This is a genomic window from Pseudomonas sp. DG56-2, from assembly GCF_004803755.1.
GTDB lineage: Bacteria > Pseudomonadota > Gammaproteobacteria > Pseudomonadales > Pseudomonadaceae > Aquipseudomonas > Aquipseudomonas auratipiscis.
Map to the genome: position 1 here is coordinate 299,816 of NZ_CP032311.1, position 13,865 is coordinate 313,680.

A 13,865-nucleotide genomic window follows, 5' to 3' on the forward strand; every position below is an offset into this window, starting at 1 on the left:
CAATTGACCGACAAGCCGATCGGCGCGGGCTTGCCCGCGCTTCTCTTAGAAACTGTAAGTGCCAGTAACCACCAGGCTGCGCGGATCACCGAACTGGATCTGCGCGGCGCTGGTAGCTGAGCTGTAGTAGGTCTTGTCGGCGATGTTGTTCAACGCCGCGCGCACGTCCCAATCCTTGGTACGGAACCCGGCCAAGGCGTCCCATCGACCGTAACCTGGCAACACCGCGGTGTTCTGGTTGTCGGCGAAGCGCTCACCCACCAGGGTCAGGCCGGTTTCGCCGTACCAGCCCATTTCCGGCTTCCAGGTCAGAAACAGGCTGCCATTGCGCTTGGCGACGTTGCTCACGCGGTTGCCGTCCTGACCATTTTCATCCTTGACGATGGTGGCATCCTGAATGCCGATACCGCCACGAACATACCAGTTGCCAACGATGTTGCCGGTAGCCGTCAGCTCGACACCGCGCGAGCGCTGCAAGCCGGTAAGCAAGGTAACGTCCGGGATGTTCGGGTCGCTGGTGCGACGGTTGTAGAGCTCCAGTTCGTAAACCGCCAAGGTGGTGCTCAGGCGTTCGTCGAGCCAGTCGCTTTTAACCCCGACTTCTTTCTGCCGCGTTTCTTCCGGGCTGGTTTCGTTGGTGTTGCCGGCAGCGCCTGGGGTAATGCCGATCAAACCGCCGCCCACCGGCGAGAAAGTTTTGCTCCACGAGGCGTAGAAGGAGTGCTCCTTCCAGGGGGAATAGACCACGCCCACCCGTGGGCTGGTGCTATTGCTTTCCTGGTTCTCGGAAAGGTTCTTGATCTTGTTGGTGGTCTCTACTTCGAACTGATCGAAACGCACACCGGCGAGCACTTGCCACTGATCGTTCAGGCGCAGTTGGTCCTGGATGTACAGGCCACGGCTGTCGACCACGGTGTGGTTGTTGCTCGATAGCACCATTTGACCGTTGTACTGCAAGTTCCGGTCGGGGTTGTCGAGGTCTACGCCCGGTACTTTACCAGCGGCCTTGTAGAGCAGTGGATCGCGGCGTTGATTGCCGACCTCGATACCGGTCAACAAGGTGTGCTGCAAACCGAAGGTATCGACGTTGCCTTCCAGCTCGATGGTGTTGAACAGGTTGCGTGTGTTCAAGTCTTGCTGCCAGCGCTGGCGGTTAACCTCGTTGGTTTTGGCGTCATAGCCTGTCTGGTAGGTGTTGTCGAAGTCGCTGTTGAGCTTGAACAGGCCCAGGGTATGGCGCACCTGCCAGTTCTCGCTGAGCTGGTAGTTAAGGCGCGAACGCAGCGACTGCGCCTTGTCATCGATGAAGTCGCGGTGGGTGTCGCCATAGGTGGTGCTGCGGCTGACATCGGCCGGGCGACCATTGACGCTTGGAATACCGCGATCAGGTGTGCGGTTGTAGCGGCTGTACTCGTATTGCACCAGCCAGTTGAGGTCTGGGGTCAGTTGCCAGTTCATGGATGGCGCGAACAGTTGGCGGCTGCCGTCGATGCCATGGCGGAAACTGTTGTTGTCCTGATTGCCCATGTTCAGGCGCAGGCTGATGTTCTCCGATGGGTCTGCGCTGAGGTCGGCGTACAAGCTGCGCAAGTCTTCGCTGCCACCCTGGGCTTCGATGGACGAGCGACGACCGGCTTCGGGCATCTTGCTTACTCGGTTGACGATGCCGCCTTGACTGCCTCGTCCGTAAAGCACGGCAGCAGGGCCCTTGAGCACTTCGATACGTTCGATGTTGTGCAGGTCGCGCACGTACTGGCTGTCGTCGCGAATACCATCGAGGTAGAAGTCGTTACTGGCGTCGAAGCCGCGAATGCGCACGCTGTCGAAACGCGTGTCGGCACCATTGCTGACGTTGGGTATGCCGCCAAGTGCCTTGCCCAGATCATTGGTGCCGTAGTCCAGTACATTGCTGGTCTTCACCGAATCGATGGCCTGAGGAACATACCGGGCCGGGGTGGACGTGCGCGTCGCTGTGCTGACCTCCTTGACCCGCGGATCATCGCGCTCGCGGTCGCTTTCAGCGGTAACCGATAACTCGGGAAGGGTGGTGCTGGTGGCCAGTGCAAATCCAGAAGAGAGAAACAGGGAGACACCCAGGGTCAAGGGTGCCAGACGGCAGGGGGCAGGCATTAAGTACATCCGCAGGGCTTGAGGGTATTAGACGAAAAGAGGGGTTGAAATTTTGCGCGAATGATAATGCTTGCTATTTGCTTGTGTTAATTGTTTCTTTAAAGCTTGCAAGTATTTGTATTTCAAATTGTTTCTTGAGCGGGCCCCTGAACTGACGCCATAATTGTGCTGCTCATTGGGGACTTCGTTTCCTCGGAGTGCGACGAATTGCGTCGATACTCGGAGTAGTTTCACGAAATTTTGACATGCTGATCCGCACACGGATAGGATTCGGTCAACGCCTGAAGGCCCATAGACCAAGAGTCCAGAATAAAAGGCCCGTTGCGATCACTCGCAAGCGGGTTTTTTATTTTCTGACCCGCGAGCGTCAACCCACGCAGGGGGCGTGGTTTTTGGCGTAGGTCTCAGCGCGTATCCGACTAAGAAATAAGGAAAAGAATAAAATGTTGAAAACCAGGATCAGCTTGATCGCGCTGGGGCTTATGGCCGCGACTCAAGCATCGGCCAATGACCAGGCCGCAGCTAAGGGCTTCATCGAAGACAGCAGCGCCAGTGTTCTGCTGCGCAACGCCTTCATCAACCGCGACAAAAAGCATGGCACCGACGACCAGAGTGAATGGGGTCAGGCTTTCATCGGCAAGTTCTCTTCCGGCTACACCCAAGGCACCGTGGGTGTCGGTGTAGACGCTTTCGGTCTGTACGCTGTGCGTCTGGACGGCGGCAAAGGTCGCAACGGCGGCGCCGGTATCGACTTCTTCAAACCAGGCAATGGCGATACCCCAGCTGATCCGCAAAGCTCCCCACACAATCTTGCTCGTGGCGGCGCAGCGGTCAAATTCCGCGTCTCCAACACCGTACTGAAGTACGGCGACCAAATGCCGGAACTGCCAGTGCTGCAGTACGACGATGGCCGCCTGCTGCCAGAGAGCTACACCGGTACCCTGATCACCTCCAAGGAAATCAAGGGCCTGGAACTGAACGCCGGTCGCTTCACCCAGGAAGCACGTAAAAGTGCTGAAGGCCGTGACAGCGGTGGCCTGAAGTCGATCAACGTATTCGGCGGTAGCTACAAGTTCACCGAGAACCTGTCCGCTTCCCTGTACGGTTCCGATGTAGAAGACGTATTGAAGAAGCAGTACCTGGGTGTCAACTTCGTTCAGCCGCTGGCAGACGATCAGTCTCTGACCCTGGACTTCAACGGCTACAAGACCAAGCTGGACCGCGATTTCGCCACTGACGACCGTCGCGACAACACCATCTGGAGCCTGGCAGCCACTTACGCTTTCGGTCCGCACGCGCTGACCCTGGCGCACCAGCGCAGCACCGGTGACACCGGCTACAACTACGGTTTCTACCAGAATGCTGGTGGTATCGGTGACGGTGGTTCGACCATCTACCTGGCCAACTCCTACTGGTCCGACTTCAACAACGAAGACGAGCGTTCGTGGCAGGTTGCCTACGACCTGGACTTCGGCGCCTTCGGCGTACCGGGTCTGACCTACCGTGTAGCCTACGTGCGTGGTGACAACATCAACACCCGCGGCTTCGGTGAAGGTACAGAGCGCGAAATCTTCAACCAGTTCAAGTACGTGGTTCAGGAAGGTCCAGCCAAAGATCTGTCGATCAAGCTGCGTAGCTCGTTCCTGCGTACTTCCGACAGCATGCGTGAAGCTGAACTCAACGACGACGGCAACGAAGTCCGCGTGTTCGTAGAGTACCCAATCAGCATCCTGTAATTGCTGCTTGCGTCTCCAACAACCCCGGCCTAGGCCGGGGTTGTTCATTCAAGCGTCACATTCACCGAAAGCTGTGGGAGCGGATCGATCCGCGAAGGACTGTGCAGCAGTTCTCTAGGCTGGCATGCTTTCTTTGCGACGTACCGCAGGCTTGATCGGTGACGCTTCGCCTGTTTCCGGCTCAAAGCTGTCACTGCGTGCCATTCGCCACATCCGTGCATAGAACTCACTTTCGATCGAGCCACTGAGCAACTCGCCGGGCTTGAGGAACACATGCAACTGGGAAAATAGCTGGATCTCGCTGGCACTGATGCGCCGTACCAGATGCTTGGGCTTTAGCTGTGAGGGATGGTCCAGGCCTGCTGCCGCGAGCATTTCAGCCAGCGCATGCAGGGTATTGCGGTGAAAGCTGTAAACCCGCTCGGCTTTGTCCGGCACCACCAGGGCGCGCTGACGAAGCGGGTCTTGAGTAGCGACGCCGGTAGGACACTTGTTGGTATGGCAGCTTTGCGACTGAATGCAGCCAATCGCGAACATAAAGCCACGCGCCGAGTTGACCCAGTCCGCACCGATTGCCAGCACGCTGGCGATGTCGAAAGCACTGACAATCTTGCCGCCTGCGCCAATGCGCACCTTGTCGCGCAGGTTCAAGCCCACCAGGGTGTTGTGGACAAACATCAGCCCTTCACGCATCGGCACACCAATGTTATCGCTGAACTCGCGAGGTGCGGCGCCCGTATCGCCTTCCTTGCCGTCGACAACGATAAAGTCCGGAACAATACCGGTCACCAGCATCGCCTTGGCAATCCCCATGAACTCCCACGGGTGGCCTAGACAGAATTTGAAACCCACCGGCTTGCCGCCAGACAACTCGCGCAACTGGGCGATGAACTGCAGCAGTTCCATCGGCGTGCGAAAGGCGCTGTGGGCTGCAGGCGAGATGCAGTCCTCACCCACCGTCACCCCACGGGTGGCCGCAATCTCGCTGCTGACTTTATGCCCTGGCAGAATCCCGCCATGCCCAGGCTTGGCGCCCTGGCTCAGCTTGATCTCGATCATCTTCACTTGCGGGTCACGCGCCTGTTCGGCGAAACGCTCTGGATCGAAACGCCCGGCCGAAGTGCGGCAACCAAAATAGCCACTACCGATTTCCCAGATCAGATCACCACCGTGCTCGCGGTGGTACGGGCTGATACTGCCTTCACCGGTGTCATGGGCAAAGCGACCCTGCTTGGCGCCCTGATTGAGCGCCGCGATGGCGTTGGCACTAAGGGCACCGAAGCTCATTGCCGAGATGTTGAAGATGGACGCCGAGTAGGGTTGACGGCACTGCGGGCCGCCGATGGCAATGCGAAACGAAGCAGGGTCGGGGGTGTCTGCAGGCAGCATCGAATGGCTGATGAACTCAAAGCCGGGGCGGTACACATCGATGAGCGTGCCGAAGGCCTTCTCGGCGCTTTCATTCTTGGCCCGTGCGTACACCAGCGAGCGCTGGGCGCGGGAGAACGGCAGCTTGTCGTCATCGCCCTCCAGTAGGTACTGGCGAATTTCCGGGCGAATGGTTTCGATCAGGTAACGGATATTGCCGAGAATCGGGTAGTTGCGTCGCACCGCGTGATGGCTTTGTCGCAGGTCATTCAGGCCAACCAGGCTGAGCAGTGCACAGATCAGGGTGAAGGGCCACAGCCACACATGGTTGGAAAGAAACGGCAGGCTGATACAGGTAAACAGCAAACAGCCGACCAAACAGGCATAGCGGCTGGGAAGCGAAGCTTTCATGAATCTTCCACTGATATGAGAGATCCTTCCAAGGATAGGGCAAGCGCTCAAGCGGAAAACCCGTGAAATCAGTAAAAGACTTTTATTCCCGGCGTGCTTGACCTGAGCCGGGTTAGTTCGCAGATAGCTGAACCCAACTCCGCTAGTTGCATAACTGCCAGGCTCAGCGCCCGTGCTAAAAGATCTCTCCAGATGTTTCCGAGTGATTTCAAGCGATGACCGCACCTCGCATTCAACCCGCCGCCCAGGGCTTTGGCCTGCTGTGCCTGGCCAGCTATCTGCTGTCGCTGTCGTATGGCTCGACGTTTTTGTTGTCGTTGCTGGTCAGCACCCGTGGCGGTAATGAGCAGGACGCTGGCCAGATCATTTCGCTGGCCATGCTCAGTACCGTGGTTGCAGTGCTGGGCAGCGGTCATCTGGCTGACCGTCTTGGGTCTGCGCGGGCTATTGCACTGTCAGCGTGTTGCCTGGTGGTGGCCTGCCTGGGCTTTGCCCTGGTGCCTGGCACCGGTATTGGCCTGATGCTCTGTGGCCTTGTTCTGGGCCTTGGCTGGGGCGCGTTCTATACCCTCGGGCCCATCCTGGTCAGCGAACGCGTCGAGGCGCAGCGCCGTACCCACAGCTTTGCCTTGCTCTCGGGCAGCATGATGAGCGGTATCGGCTCCGGGCCTTTGGTCGGCAAGCTGGCCAGTGTGTTCGGCCTGACGGTACAGACCGCGTTCTACACAGCTGCCCTGGCAGCGCTGGTCGGCCTGTTGATTTTCACCTACCTGGCGCGCCTGCAGCGTCCGGCTTCCAGCCGTGTCAGCATCAGCAGGCGTGCGTCCATCGAGGTGCTGGGCTCGAAGGCGCGTTGGCCGATTGTCATGGTGGGTTTGGGCGGCGCAATCTTCGGTGGCCTGGGCAGCTTCCAGACGTCCTATGCGGCGGTACGCGGCCTGGATTACTCGTTGTTCTTCATTGGCTTCATGAGCGCGGCAATCAGTTGCCGGTTGTTGATCGCAGGGTGGGTGGTAAAGCGTGACGCCTATCAAGCCTCGTGCCTGCTCTGCGGGTTCATCGTTGTGGCGGTGCTGGCCTTGGGCTGGGGCGTGCAGGACAACCTTGGCTACCTGCTGGCCGCAGCGCTGTTGGGCGTCGGGTATGGCCTGAACTACTCGGTGATCAATGGCCTGGCGGCGAACCAGGCCCCGGCCGGTCTCACCCCACAAGCCTTGCTGTTGTTCAGCCTTGCCTACTTTCTTGGGGTGTTCGGCTATCCCTGGTTGGCCGGTAACTTGATCGTCAGCAACGGCACCGAAGCAATGATGATCAGCCTGCTGCTGGTGGCGCTGCTGAACTGGGCGATAAGCCTCGGTCGACTTTACGGGCGCCGTCGCGACATGGCCTTGTCTGCGGCGGGCTAAGCATTACTGGTCCTGGGTCTGGTTCCAGACCGGCGTACTGGTAGAGCGAGCCGAAATAACGCTTGTCGGAGATAAACGGCTGCATCAGCGGCAACAGCAAAACAGAAGTCCGACGAGCGTTATCGGCAACAACGCATCTATTGACCCTGGTTAGTTTTTGAGCAGCAAACGTTGCCTACACTGAGAGCTCTGCACCCTCAAAGGGGGACAAAGCATGACCATTATCGTCACCGGCGCGGCCGGTTTCATTGGTAGCAACCTGGTCCAGGCCCTCAATCGACGCGATGAAACCGAGATCATTGCTGTCGACGACCTGACTGATGGCGACAAGTTTCGCAACCTCGCCGATTGCGAGATTGCCGATTACCTGGACAAAGACGACTTTCTTGAGCGCTTTGCGTGCGGCCAGTTCGGCAAAGTCAGGGCCGTGCTGCACCAGGGTGCGTGCTCCAGTACCGTCGTGGACGACGGCCGATTCATGATGGACAGCAACTACCGCTTCAGCCGCGACCTGCTCGACGCTGCACAAAGCCTGCAAGTACCGATGCTGTACGCCTCATCGGCAGCGGTGTACGGCGCTGGGCGCGACTTTCGTGAACAACGCGAATGTGAGCGGCCATTGAATGTGTACGGCTACTCCAAATTTTTGTTCGACCAGCGCGTGCGCCGACAACTGCCGGTGTCACGCAGCCAGATCGTTGGGCTGCGCTACTTCAACGTGTACGGGCCCCACGAACAGCACAAAGGCGCCATGGCCTCCGTGGCCTTTCACTGCTTCAACCAATACCAGGCCCACGGCAAAGTCAGCCTGTTCGGCAGTTACGGTGACTACCCAAGCGGTGGGCACCTGCGCGACTTCGTCTCGGTGGAAGACGTGGTCAAGGTTAACCTGTTCTTCTTGGATAACCCGCAACTGAGCGGCATCTTCAACGTCGGCAGTGGCCGCGCCCAGCCGTTCAACGACGTGGCCATGGCGGTTATCAACCACTTGCGCGAGCAGCACGACCACCCCCCGCTTTCCCGGGAGATGGCCTTGCTTGAAGGCATTCTTGAATACAGCGAGTTTCCTGAGCACCTGCGTGGCAAATATCAGTGCTACACCTGCGCCGACCTTGGCCAGCTACGGGCAGTTGGCTACCAGGAGCCTACCTTGTCGGTAGAGCAGGGTGTTGCACGTTACTGCGACTGGTTGCAGGCGACGCTCGCTTAGTGCTGACGTAGCGCCTTTACATCGCCCTTGGCAGCGGTTTCGCGCAGGTACTCGCCGAGCGAATCATCCATGGCCTGCAGCCAGCGGGTATGGTGCGGCACGGCGGCAGTGCCGGTGATAACCGAACGGTAGGACTTGTCGCGATAGCCCATGATGTCCTGCTTTTTATCCGACTTCCATTTCAGGAAAATGCGGTTTACCGCGTCGATATCGAAGCTTGGGTAGTCGGTTTGTTCGATCAGGTGCTTGATATAGCGGCCTTGGAATTCGTACATCGAAGCGGTGGTTTCCAGCGCTTCTTCCTCGGCACGCCAGCGCGCACTGTCGGCCTGCATCGCCGATGGCTGCGGCAGCTCGATGCGCCCGAGCATGTAATCGCGGGCAAACCAGGCCTGTGCATCGAACAGGTTGAAGCTGTACCAGAGGTCTTGCATACCAAGGTAGAGCAACTGCGGGTTCTGCTCCCACACCACACCTTGATAGAGGCCTAGCGGCCACAGGCGATTGCCGGTGTTGAGGGCCAGATCGTCCGGCAGGAACGGGAAGTGATGCTGATAGCCGGTGCAAAGAATGATCGCATCAACGCGCTTGCTGGATCCGTCGGCAAAATAGGCCATGTCGCCTTCAACACGCTGCAGCTGCGGCCGTTCTTCCCAGCCCTTGGGCCACTTGTAACCCATGGGCTGGGTACGCCAGGCGCTGGTGATCGAGCGTGCGCCATACTTGAAGCATTGCGAACCGATATCCTCGGCGGAATAGCTGCTACCGACAATCAGCACATCCTTGCCTTTGAATTCCAGCGCGTCGCGGAAGTCGTGGGCATGCAGAATGCGTCCGGAAAACCGTTCGAAGCCGCTGAAGTCTGGCACATGCGGGGTAGAGAAATGCCCGCTGGCCACCACCACATAATCGAACACCTGCTCGATACCCTGGCCGATGGCGTAGTCGTAGGCGTTGACCGTAAAGGTACGGCTGGCTTCATCAAAGCGCACGGCCTTCACCGCCGTATTGAAACGAATATAGTCGCGCACGCCGGCCTTTTTCACCCGGCCCTGAATGTAATCCCACAACACCTCACGCGGCGGATATGAAGAAATCGGCCGTCCGAAATGTTCATCAAAACTGTAGTCGGCAAACTCCAGGCACTCCTTCGGCCCGTTCGACCACAGGTAGCGATACATACTGCCGTGCACCGGCTCGCCGTGCTCATCCAGCCCGGTGCGCCAGGTGTAGTTCCACATCCCGCCCCAGTCGGCCTGCTTTTCGAAACAAACCACCTCGGGCATCGGAGCACCCTGGGCGTGAGCGGATTGAAAGGCACGCAGCTGCGCCAGGCCGGAAGGGCCTGCGCCGATAATGGCAACACGAATAGTCATAAAAATTCCTGACAGAAAACACTGAAAAAAATCCAAAGCGTCTCCAGCCCTGAACGGTGAAACCGAGGGCAATGGAAAGCGAAAAATTCAGATGTCAGCGGGCAGGTGGAGGAACAGGGCGTTTGCGTTTATGCGCGAGCAGAATGTCGCGGGGTGGAATCGACAGGGTGTGGAAGAGTGTCGAAAGCGGAGAGCTGAGCTGCGAAACACTAGCAACAGCGATGGGCCCGCAAGACTTGCCAAACAGCGCGGCAAACGGGCCTTGGGGGCGAAAGATACGTGTGATCTCATTCATGACGGGCTGATTCTGCCTCTTCTGGTTATGGATGCCTTTTTAGCTATAACGGATGGGACACGAGATTTCAAGGCTGGCGCCCTCGGCTTGCCTCACCTGACGATGAACGTTAGGCTTCCCGGGTCGCTGCAAAATCAGCGATCGGGTTTGGTCGCCCGTTCCCACAATTAGACGTTTCAGCGTCCAACTACGAATGCTGACGAGATGTTCGTCTGCACCTTCGTTTTATGGCGGCTGTGCGCGGGAGGCATTCGTGCCTGCCGGGTTTGTCTATTGTCTCGGTCGACCAACCTGCGTACAGCTGTCACCCAACTTGCTTGGTCGCGAGTGGTGCCAGTTCCACCACAATAGAGATGTTCACAATGACAAAAATAGTCCCGGATCCCCCGCAGTCCCTCTTCGGCAAAACCGCCGAATCCACCTTCGGCGCCTGCAACGCCGGCCACCCACCCCTGTTTACCGTGCGCGAAGGCATCGAAGCTGAAGACGCACTGGTCCACGTCTCGCTATTGCTCGAAGGCATCTACGACACCGCCCAGCAAGCTTGCGAGCATATTCATGACCTACCCAAGAAAGGCCTGCTCTGGTCTACCCTGCATTCGGCGGACCTGGCGAAAGGGCTGGTGGATGCAGTGTTGGATGGGATTGATAGCGAGGGATTGAAGCGCAAAGGGCGGGGGTGAGTTGAGTGAAAATGCGGGGCTGGAGTGACCGCTTGAGAGGGGCTGCTTGGCGGCCCTTCGTCTGGGGTGGGGGTTTGTTCAAGCGGATGTGCCAAGCGTCGAACCCATGGCCGAGCGCAGGCAACTGATGAGGACTGATGAGGGCGAGGCCCTGCTTGCCACGGTGCGCGAACGTCTTGCGGCCCCCCAGCGGGTGAAGGTTTTGCTGGATGACCTATAGGTTTTAAAAAAAGTGGCAGATCGGTCAGATGCTTGCCTCTGAGAGCAATTGCATCGAAATCTAATGAAATGCCAAAACGAAAAAACCCGCCAGAAGGCGGGTTTTTCGGGGGTTCCAGAGATTTTGAAAGCTTTCTATGGAACCTTGAATGGTGCCGGCACCAGGAATCGAACCCGGGACCTACTGATTACAAGTCAGTTGCTCTACCATCTGAGCTATACCGGCACAGGGGCGTCATTATAGCGATCGGTTTGCGTCTGTAAACTACTTCTGCACGATTCTTTGAAATACTTGTTTCTAAAAGGTATTTCGGCCCGTTTTCCTACCAGCCACGGTGCAGTGAAGTGGCGTCTGGTTCGGCTTTGGTCGGGTCGAAAAGCATGGGTTTGTGGTCGTGGCAGCCACGCTTGTTGCAGTGCATGTAAGGCTGTGCCGGCAGGCCGTTGTCGCCCAGTACCTGCATCTTTGGCATTTCCCAGTCCGGGGTGTAGCTGGCGCTGCTGCAGCCGGTCAGGGCGAGGATGAAGGTGAGTAAGGCAAGGCTATGTATTTTGTTCACTGTAAATTCCGTTTTCTTCAGGTTTATTCTTTATTGAGGATGCGCTGGATGGTGCCGCCGCAGCTCTGGTAGCAGCTGTCGTAGTCGTTGCCGCAGCTGTAGCTTGAGCCGCTGCCGTACGGGTAGCTGGGGTAGTAGCAGCTTTTGCGGGCTTCTTTTTTGCTCTTGCCGTTCTGGCAGTGCTGGTAGCTTCTGAGGTTGGCCTGGTACAGGGCCTGGTCGCTGTTTTCCTGCAGGCGCGCCATTTGTTTGCAGTGGTTGCGTTCGGTGGCGCAGCTGTTGATGCAGTTCATGCCCATCATGCTGGGTGGGGGCGAGTATCTATAGGTGTAACTAGGGCCGCAGCCGCCGAGCAGGGCGGCAGCCAGCAGCAGCGCAGGGCGCCACTTGGGTGAATTGCTCACGAGTTGCTGGTTCCTTGATCATTCCTCGCTGAACTCCAGCAGATCACCTGGCTGGCAGTTCAACGCGCGACAGAGCTTCTCCAGGGTCTCGATTTTGAAACCCTTGATTTTGCCGTTTTTCAGCAACGACAGGTTCGCTTCCGTAATCCCGATAATTTCGGCCAGATCCTTGGAGCGGATCTTGTTTTTGGCCATGACCACGTCGAGGCGGATGATTATCGGCATAGGGGGAAGCTAGACATAACAGTTGTGTTCATCGCTGATGGTTTTGGCGTCACGCATGAGGAGTGAAAAGGCGCAGAGCAATATCCCTTTCATGATCTCGTAAACCGCCACGGATGATACACCGATCGATACGCTGAAGCTTCTTTCCCCCGCAGGCAGGTCGATGGCAAATGCCAAGCCTTGGAGGGTGCCGATCACCGGCCACAGCATCGGTGTGCAGATGCACAGCAGGCCAACCCACCACAGCAGTTTGATGTTTTCTGCTGTCCAGGTTTGACCCTTGGACAAGCGCAGGAAGAACAAGCCGGTGAAGAACAACGCCAGCACCGATAGGCTGCTGGGGATCAACTCCAGGGCCAGCACCAGGCTCAGGGCCAGGATGGAGGGTTGGTAGTCCGGTGCCAGCAGCAATGGCATTTGGTCGCCATAGCTTTGCAGGTAAGCGCTCTGCATCTGGGCCTTGTCGAAAATCCACAGCATTGCTGTGCTGCCGAATTCGACGACGGCAGTCGTCCAGGCAAGTAGAGCGGCGAATGCGCCGATCACTCGAAGACGCGAGCGCGCATAGGCCACTGTTTTACTGTTCATGTTTTGCCTCCGTTCGATGTTGAGCGGTGGGCATTATTTTCTAGAAATTATCGTAATACAATAATTAATTGTTGTTTTAGCTGCAGTGTGACGTTTTGACTCGATCGCGGGGCAAGCTGCTCCGGTAGCAACGTATCCACACAGAGGGAAGGGATAGTCCTAAGATCTTGGGAAATATAATTTACGAAGCTTTCGGCAACCTTTAAGGGCTTTCACCTGGATACGGTTTAAAAGGCGCGAAATTTAATTAGTAATTTTCTATCGATTTGACTTTTGCGATGCCTTGAGCTAATTTGTTGTTCATTATGTTGAACAGTAAAGCGTTTCTGCTCCCCTCCTCTCGTCTGGCTTCCTGTGAAAATCACTGGACCGGCGGTCTCTAGCGCCTCCCCCGACAAACAGCTTTTTCTTTGGTTTTGTCTGTAACCCGTCGCCGCTTGTGCGCCCGGTTTGTTTCGCCCGTGGGAGGGCATCATGCGTTCCTGGATCTATTTGTTTATCGCCATCATCGCTGAGGTGATTGGTACCGTTTCGATGAAATTCGCCGCTACTGCGCACCCGGTTTTGGGTCATGGCTTGATGTACGCCATGATCGGTCTGTCGTATTTCTTCCTCGCGCTGGCCGTTAAGCGCGTGCCGGTAGGTGTTGCCTACGCGCTGTGGGAAGGCATCGGCATCGTGCTTATTACCTTGGCCAGCGTTACCTGGTTGGGTGAAAGCCTGGGCTTGCTCAAGGCCGCCGGCCTGGGTGTGATGATTGCCGGTATCTTGCTGATCAAGTCTGGTACCCGCCCAGCACCTGCCGAGCGCAACAGGGAGGCGCTGCCATGCTAAGCATGAATTGGATTCCTTTCGCTTGGCTTGGCCTGGCGATCGTGCTCGAAGTTATCGCCAACCTGTTGCTCAAGTATTCCGATGGTTTTCGCAAGCGCGGCCTGGGGATCGTTTCGATTCTTTGTGTACTGGCGGCGTTTACTGCGCTGGCCCAGGCTGTTCGCGATATTGAACTGTCGCTCGCTTATGCCATTTGGGGTGGCTTCGGCATTCTCGCCACCGTGGCCATGGGGTGGGCACTTTTTGGCCAGCGTTTGGCCGGGCGAGGCTGGTTGGGCTTGCTGCTGTTGCTGGCGGGTATGAGTCTGCTGAAACTGGCCTGATTTTGCTGCTTAGAGCTATTTGCTGGAACGCTTATGCACAAGGCGCGTGCCAGCAGGGCCGCGCGTATGTCGGCTCGAGGCGCTCCTTTGGTCTTTG

At 57.5% G+C, this 13,865-nt stretch carries 13 protein-coding genes and 1 tRNA gene; 6 read left to right on the forward strand and 8 right to left on the reverse strand.

Features of this window, described 5'->3' with window-relative positions:
- Positions 1–45: 45 nt before the first annotated feature.
- On the reverse strand, positions 46–2,130 hold the full coding sequence (locus tag D3Z90_RS01360) for a TonB-dependent siderophore receptor (protein ID WP_136474071.1): 2,085 nt from the start codon (positions 2,128–2,130) through the stop codon (positions 46–48).
- Positions 2,131–2,573: 443 nt separating this feature from the next.
- On the opposite strand from D3Z90_RS01360, the gene D3Z90_RS01365 reads away from it, so the two are divergent.
- Positions 2,574–3,866: an OprD family porin gene (locus D3Z90_RS01365; protein WP_136474072.1), complete on the forward strand. Its 1,293-nt coding sequence runs from the start codon at positions 2,574–2,576 to the stop codon at positions 3,864–3,866.
- A gap of 114 nt (positions 3,867–3,980) precedes the next feature.
- Here D3Z90_RS01365 and D3Z90_RS01370 read toward each other — a convergent pair whose 3' ends face one another.
- Entirely contained in the window at positions 3,981–5,645 is a 1,665-nt protein-coding gene (locus D3Z90_RS01370) for an FMN-binding glutamate synthase family protein (protein ID WP_136474073.1), read from the reverse strand.
- A gap of 215 nt (positions 5,646–5,860) precedes the next feature.
- Here D3Z90_RS01370 and D3Z90_RS01375 point away from each other — a divergent pair, with 215 nt between their 5' ends.
- Together D3Z90_RS01375 and rfaD are read left to right on the forward strand one after the other, a co-directional pair.
- Positions 5,861–7,051 carry an MFS transporter gene (locus D3Z90_RS01375; RefSeq protein ID WP_136474074.1) on the forward strand — a complete coding sequence of 397 codons (1,191 nt, stop codon included), beginning with the start codon at positions 5,861–5,863 and terminating at the stop codon, positions 7,049–7,051.
- A 214-nt stretch (positions 7,052–7,265) separates the two neighbouring features.
- The gene (gene rfaD, locus D3Z90_RS01380) at positions 7,266–8,261 is read left to right on the forward strand and encodes an ADP-glyceromanno-heptose 6-epimerase (RefSeq protein ID WP_136474075.1); all 996 of its coding nucleotides are present in this window, start codon (positions 7,266–7,268) and stop codon (positions 8,259–8,261) included.
- Here the strand turns inward: rfaD and D3Z90_RS01385 are convergent.
- Positions 8,258–9,637, reverse strand: coding sequence for an NAD(P)/FAD-dependent oxidoreductase (locus D3Z90_RS01385; RefSeq protein ID WP_136474076.1), 1,380 nt, complete (start codon positions 9,635–9,637; stop codon positions 8,258–8,260). The two genes, rfaD and D3Z90_RS01385, sit on opposite strands and share 4 nt — an antisense overlap.
- 657 nt (positions 9,638–10,294) lie before the next feature.
- Here D3Z90_RS01385 and D3Z90_RS01390 point away from each other — a divergent pair.
- Positions 10,295–10,615, forward strand: a complete 321-nt coding sequence (locus D3Z90_RS01390) for a DUF3077 domain-containing protein (protein WP_136474077.1) — start codon at positions 10,295–10,297, stop codon at positions 10,613–10,615.
- 369 nt (positions 10,616–10,984) lie between these two features.
- On the opposite strand, the gene D3Z90_RS01400 is transcribed toward D3Z90_RS01390, so the two are convergent.
- The 5 genes from D3Z90_RS01400 to D3Z90_RS01420 form a co-directional block, all read right to left on the reverse strand.
- Positions 10,985–11,060, reverse strand: a tRNA-Thr gene (locus D3Z90_RS01400).
- 97 nt (positions 11,061–11,157) lie between these two features.
- Positions 11,158–11,394, reverse strand: a complete 237-nt coding sequence (locus D3Z90_RS01405; RefSeq protein ID WP_136474078.1) for a hypothetical protein — start codon at positions 11,392–11,394, stop codon at positions 11,158–11,160.
- Between the two features lie 23 nt (positions 11,395–11,417).
- The gene (locus D3Z90_RS01410) at positions 11,418–11,798 is read right to left on the reverse strand and encodes a hypothetical protein (protein WP_136474079.1); all 381 of its coding nucleotides are present in this window, start codon (positions 11,796–11,798) and stop codon (positions 11,418–11,420) included.
- A gap of 18 nt (positions 11,799–11,816) precedes the next feature.
- The gene (locus D3Z90_RS01415; protein WP_038605723.1) at positions 11,817–12,023 is read right to left on the reverse strand and encodes a helix-turn-helix transcriptional regulator; all 207 of its coding nucleotides are present in this window, start codon (positions 12,021–12,023) and stop codon (positions 11,817–11,819) included.
- A gap of 9 nt (positions 12,024–12,032) precedes the next feature.
- Positions 12,033–12,611, reverse strand: coding sequence for a hypothetical protein (locus D3Z90_RS01420; RefSeq protein ID WP_136474080.1), 579 nt, complete (start codon positions 12,609–12,611; stop codon positions 12,033–12,035).
- A 474-nt stretch (positions 12,612–13,085) separates the two neighbouring features.
- Here D3Z90_RS01420 and mdtJ point away from each other — a divergent pair, with 474 nt between their 5' ends.
- Both mdtJ and mdtI read left to right on the forward strand, forming a co-directional pair.
- Positions 13,086–13,445 (forward strand): multidrug/spermidine efflux SMR transporter subunit MdtJ, encoded by a 360-nt coding sequence (mdtJ, locus tag D3Z90_RS01425; RefSeq protein ID WP_136474081.1) that lies wholly within the window; start codon positions 13,086–13,088, stop codon positions 13,443–13,445.
- Positions 13,439–13,768, forward strand: coding sequence for a multidrug/spermidine efflux SMR transporter subunit MdtI (mdtI, locus tag D3Z90_RS01430; protein ID WP_136474082.1), 330 nt, complete (start codon positions 13,439–13,441; stop codon positions 13,766–13,768). Before mdtJ ends, mdtI begins: the two co-directional genes overlap by 7 nt.
- The last annotated feature ends 97 nt before the right edge of the window (positions 13,769–13,865 follow it).

Coding starts and splice junctions, on each gene's coding strand:
- D3Z90_RS01420 (WP_136474080.1), bottom strand. CDS start 12,611: ATGAACAGTAAAACAGTGGCCTATGCGCGCTCGCGTCTTCGAGTGATC.
- D3Z90_RS01415 (WP_038605723.1), bottom strand. CDS start 12,023: ATGCCGATAATCATCCGCCTCGACGTGGTCATGGCCAAAAACAAGATC.
- D3Z90_RS01370 (WP_136474073.1), bottom strand. CDS start 5,645: ATGAAAGCTTCGCTTCCCAGCCGCTATGCCTGTTTGGTCGGCTGTTTG.
- D3Z90_RS01385 (WP_136474076.1), bottom strand. CDS start 9,637: ATGACTATTCGTGTTGCCATTATCGGCGCAGGCCCTTCCGGCCTGGCG.
- rfaD (WP_136474075.1), top strand. CDS start 7,266: ATGACCATTATCGTCACCGGCGCGGCCGGTTTCATTGGTAGCAACCTG.
- D3Z90_RS01390 (WP_136474077.1), top strand. CDS start 10,295: ATGACAAAAATAGTCCCGGATCCCCCGCAGTCCCTCTTCGGCAAAACC.
- D3Z90_RS01375 (WP_136474074.1), top strand. CDS start 5,861: ATGACCGCACCTCGCATTCAACCCGCCGCCCAGGGCTTTGGCCTGCTG.
- mdtI (WP_136474082.1), top strand. CDS start 13,439: ATGCTAAGCATGAATTGGATTCCTTTCGCTTGGCTTGGCCTGGCGATC.
- D3Z90_RS01360 (WP_136474071.1), bottom strand. CDS start 2,130: ATGCCTGCCCCCTGCCGTCTGGCACCCTTGACCCTGGGTGTCTCCCTG.
- mdtJ (WP_136474081.1), top strand. CDS start 13,086: ATGCGTTCCTGGATCTATTTGTTTATCGCCATCATCGCTGAGGTGATT.
- D3Z90_RS01365 (WP_136474072.1), top strand. CDS start 2,574: ATGTTGAAAACCAGGATCAGCTTGATCGCGCTGGGGCTTATGGCCGCG.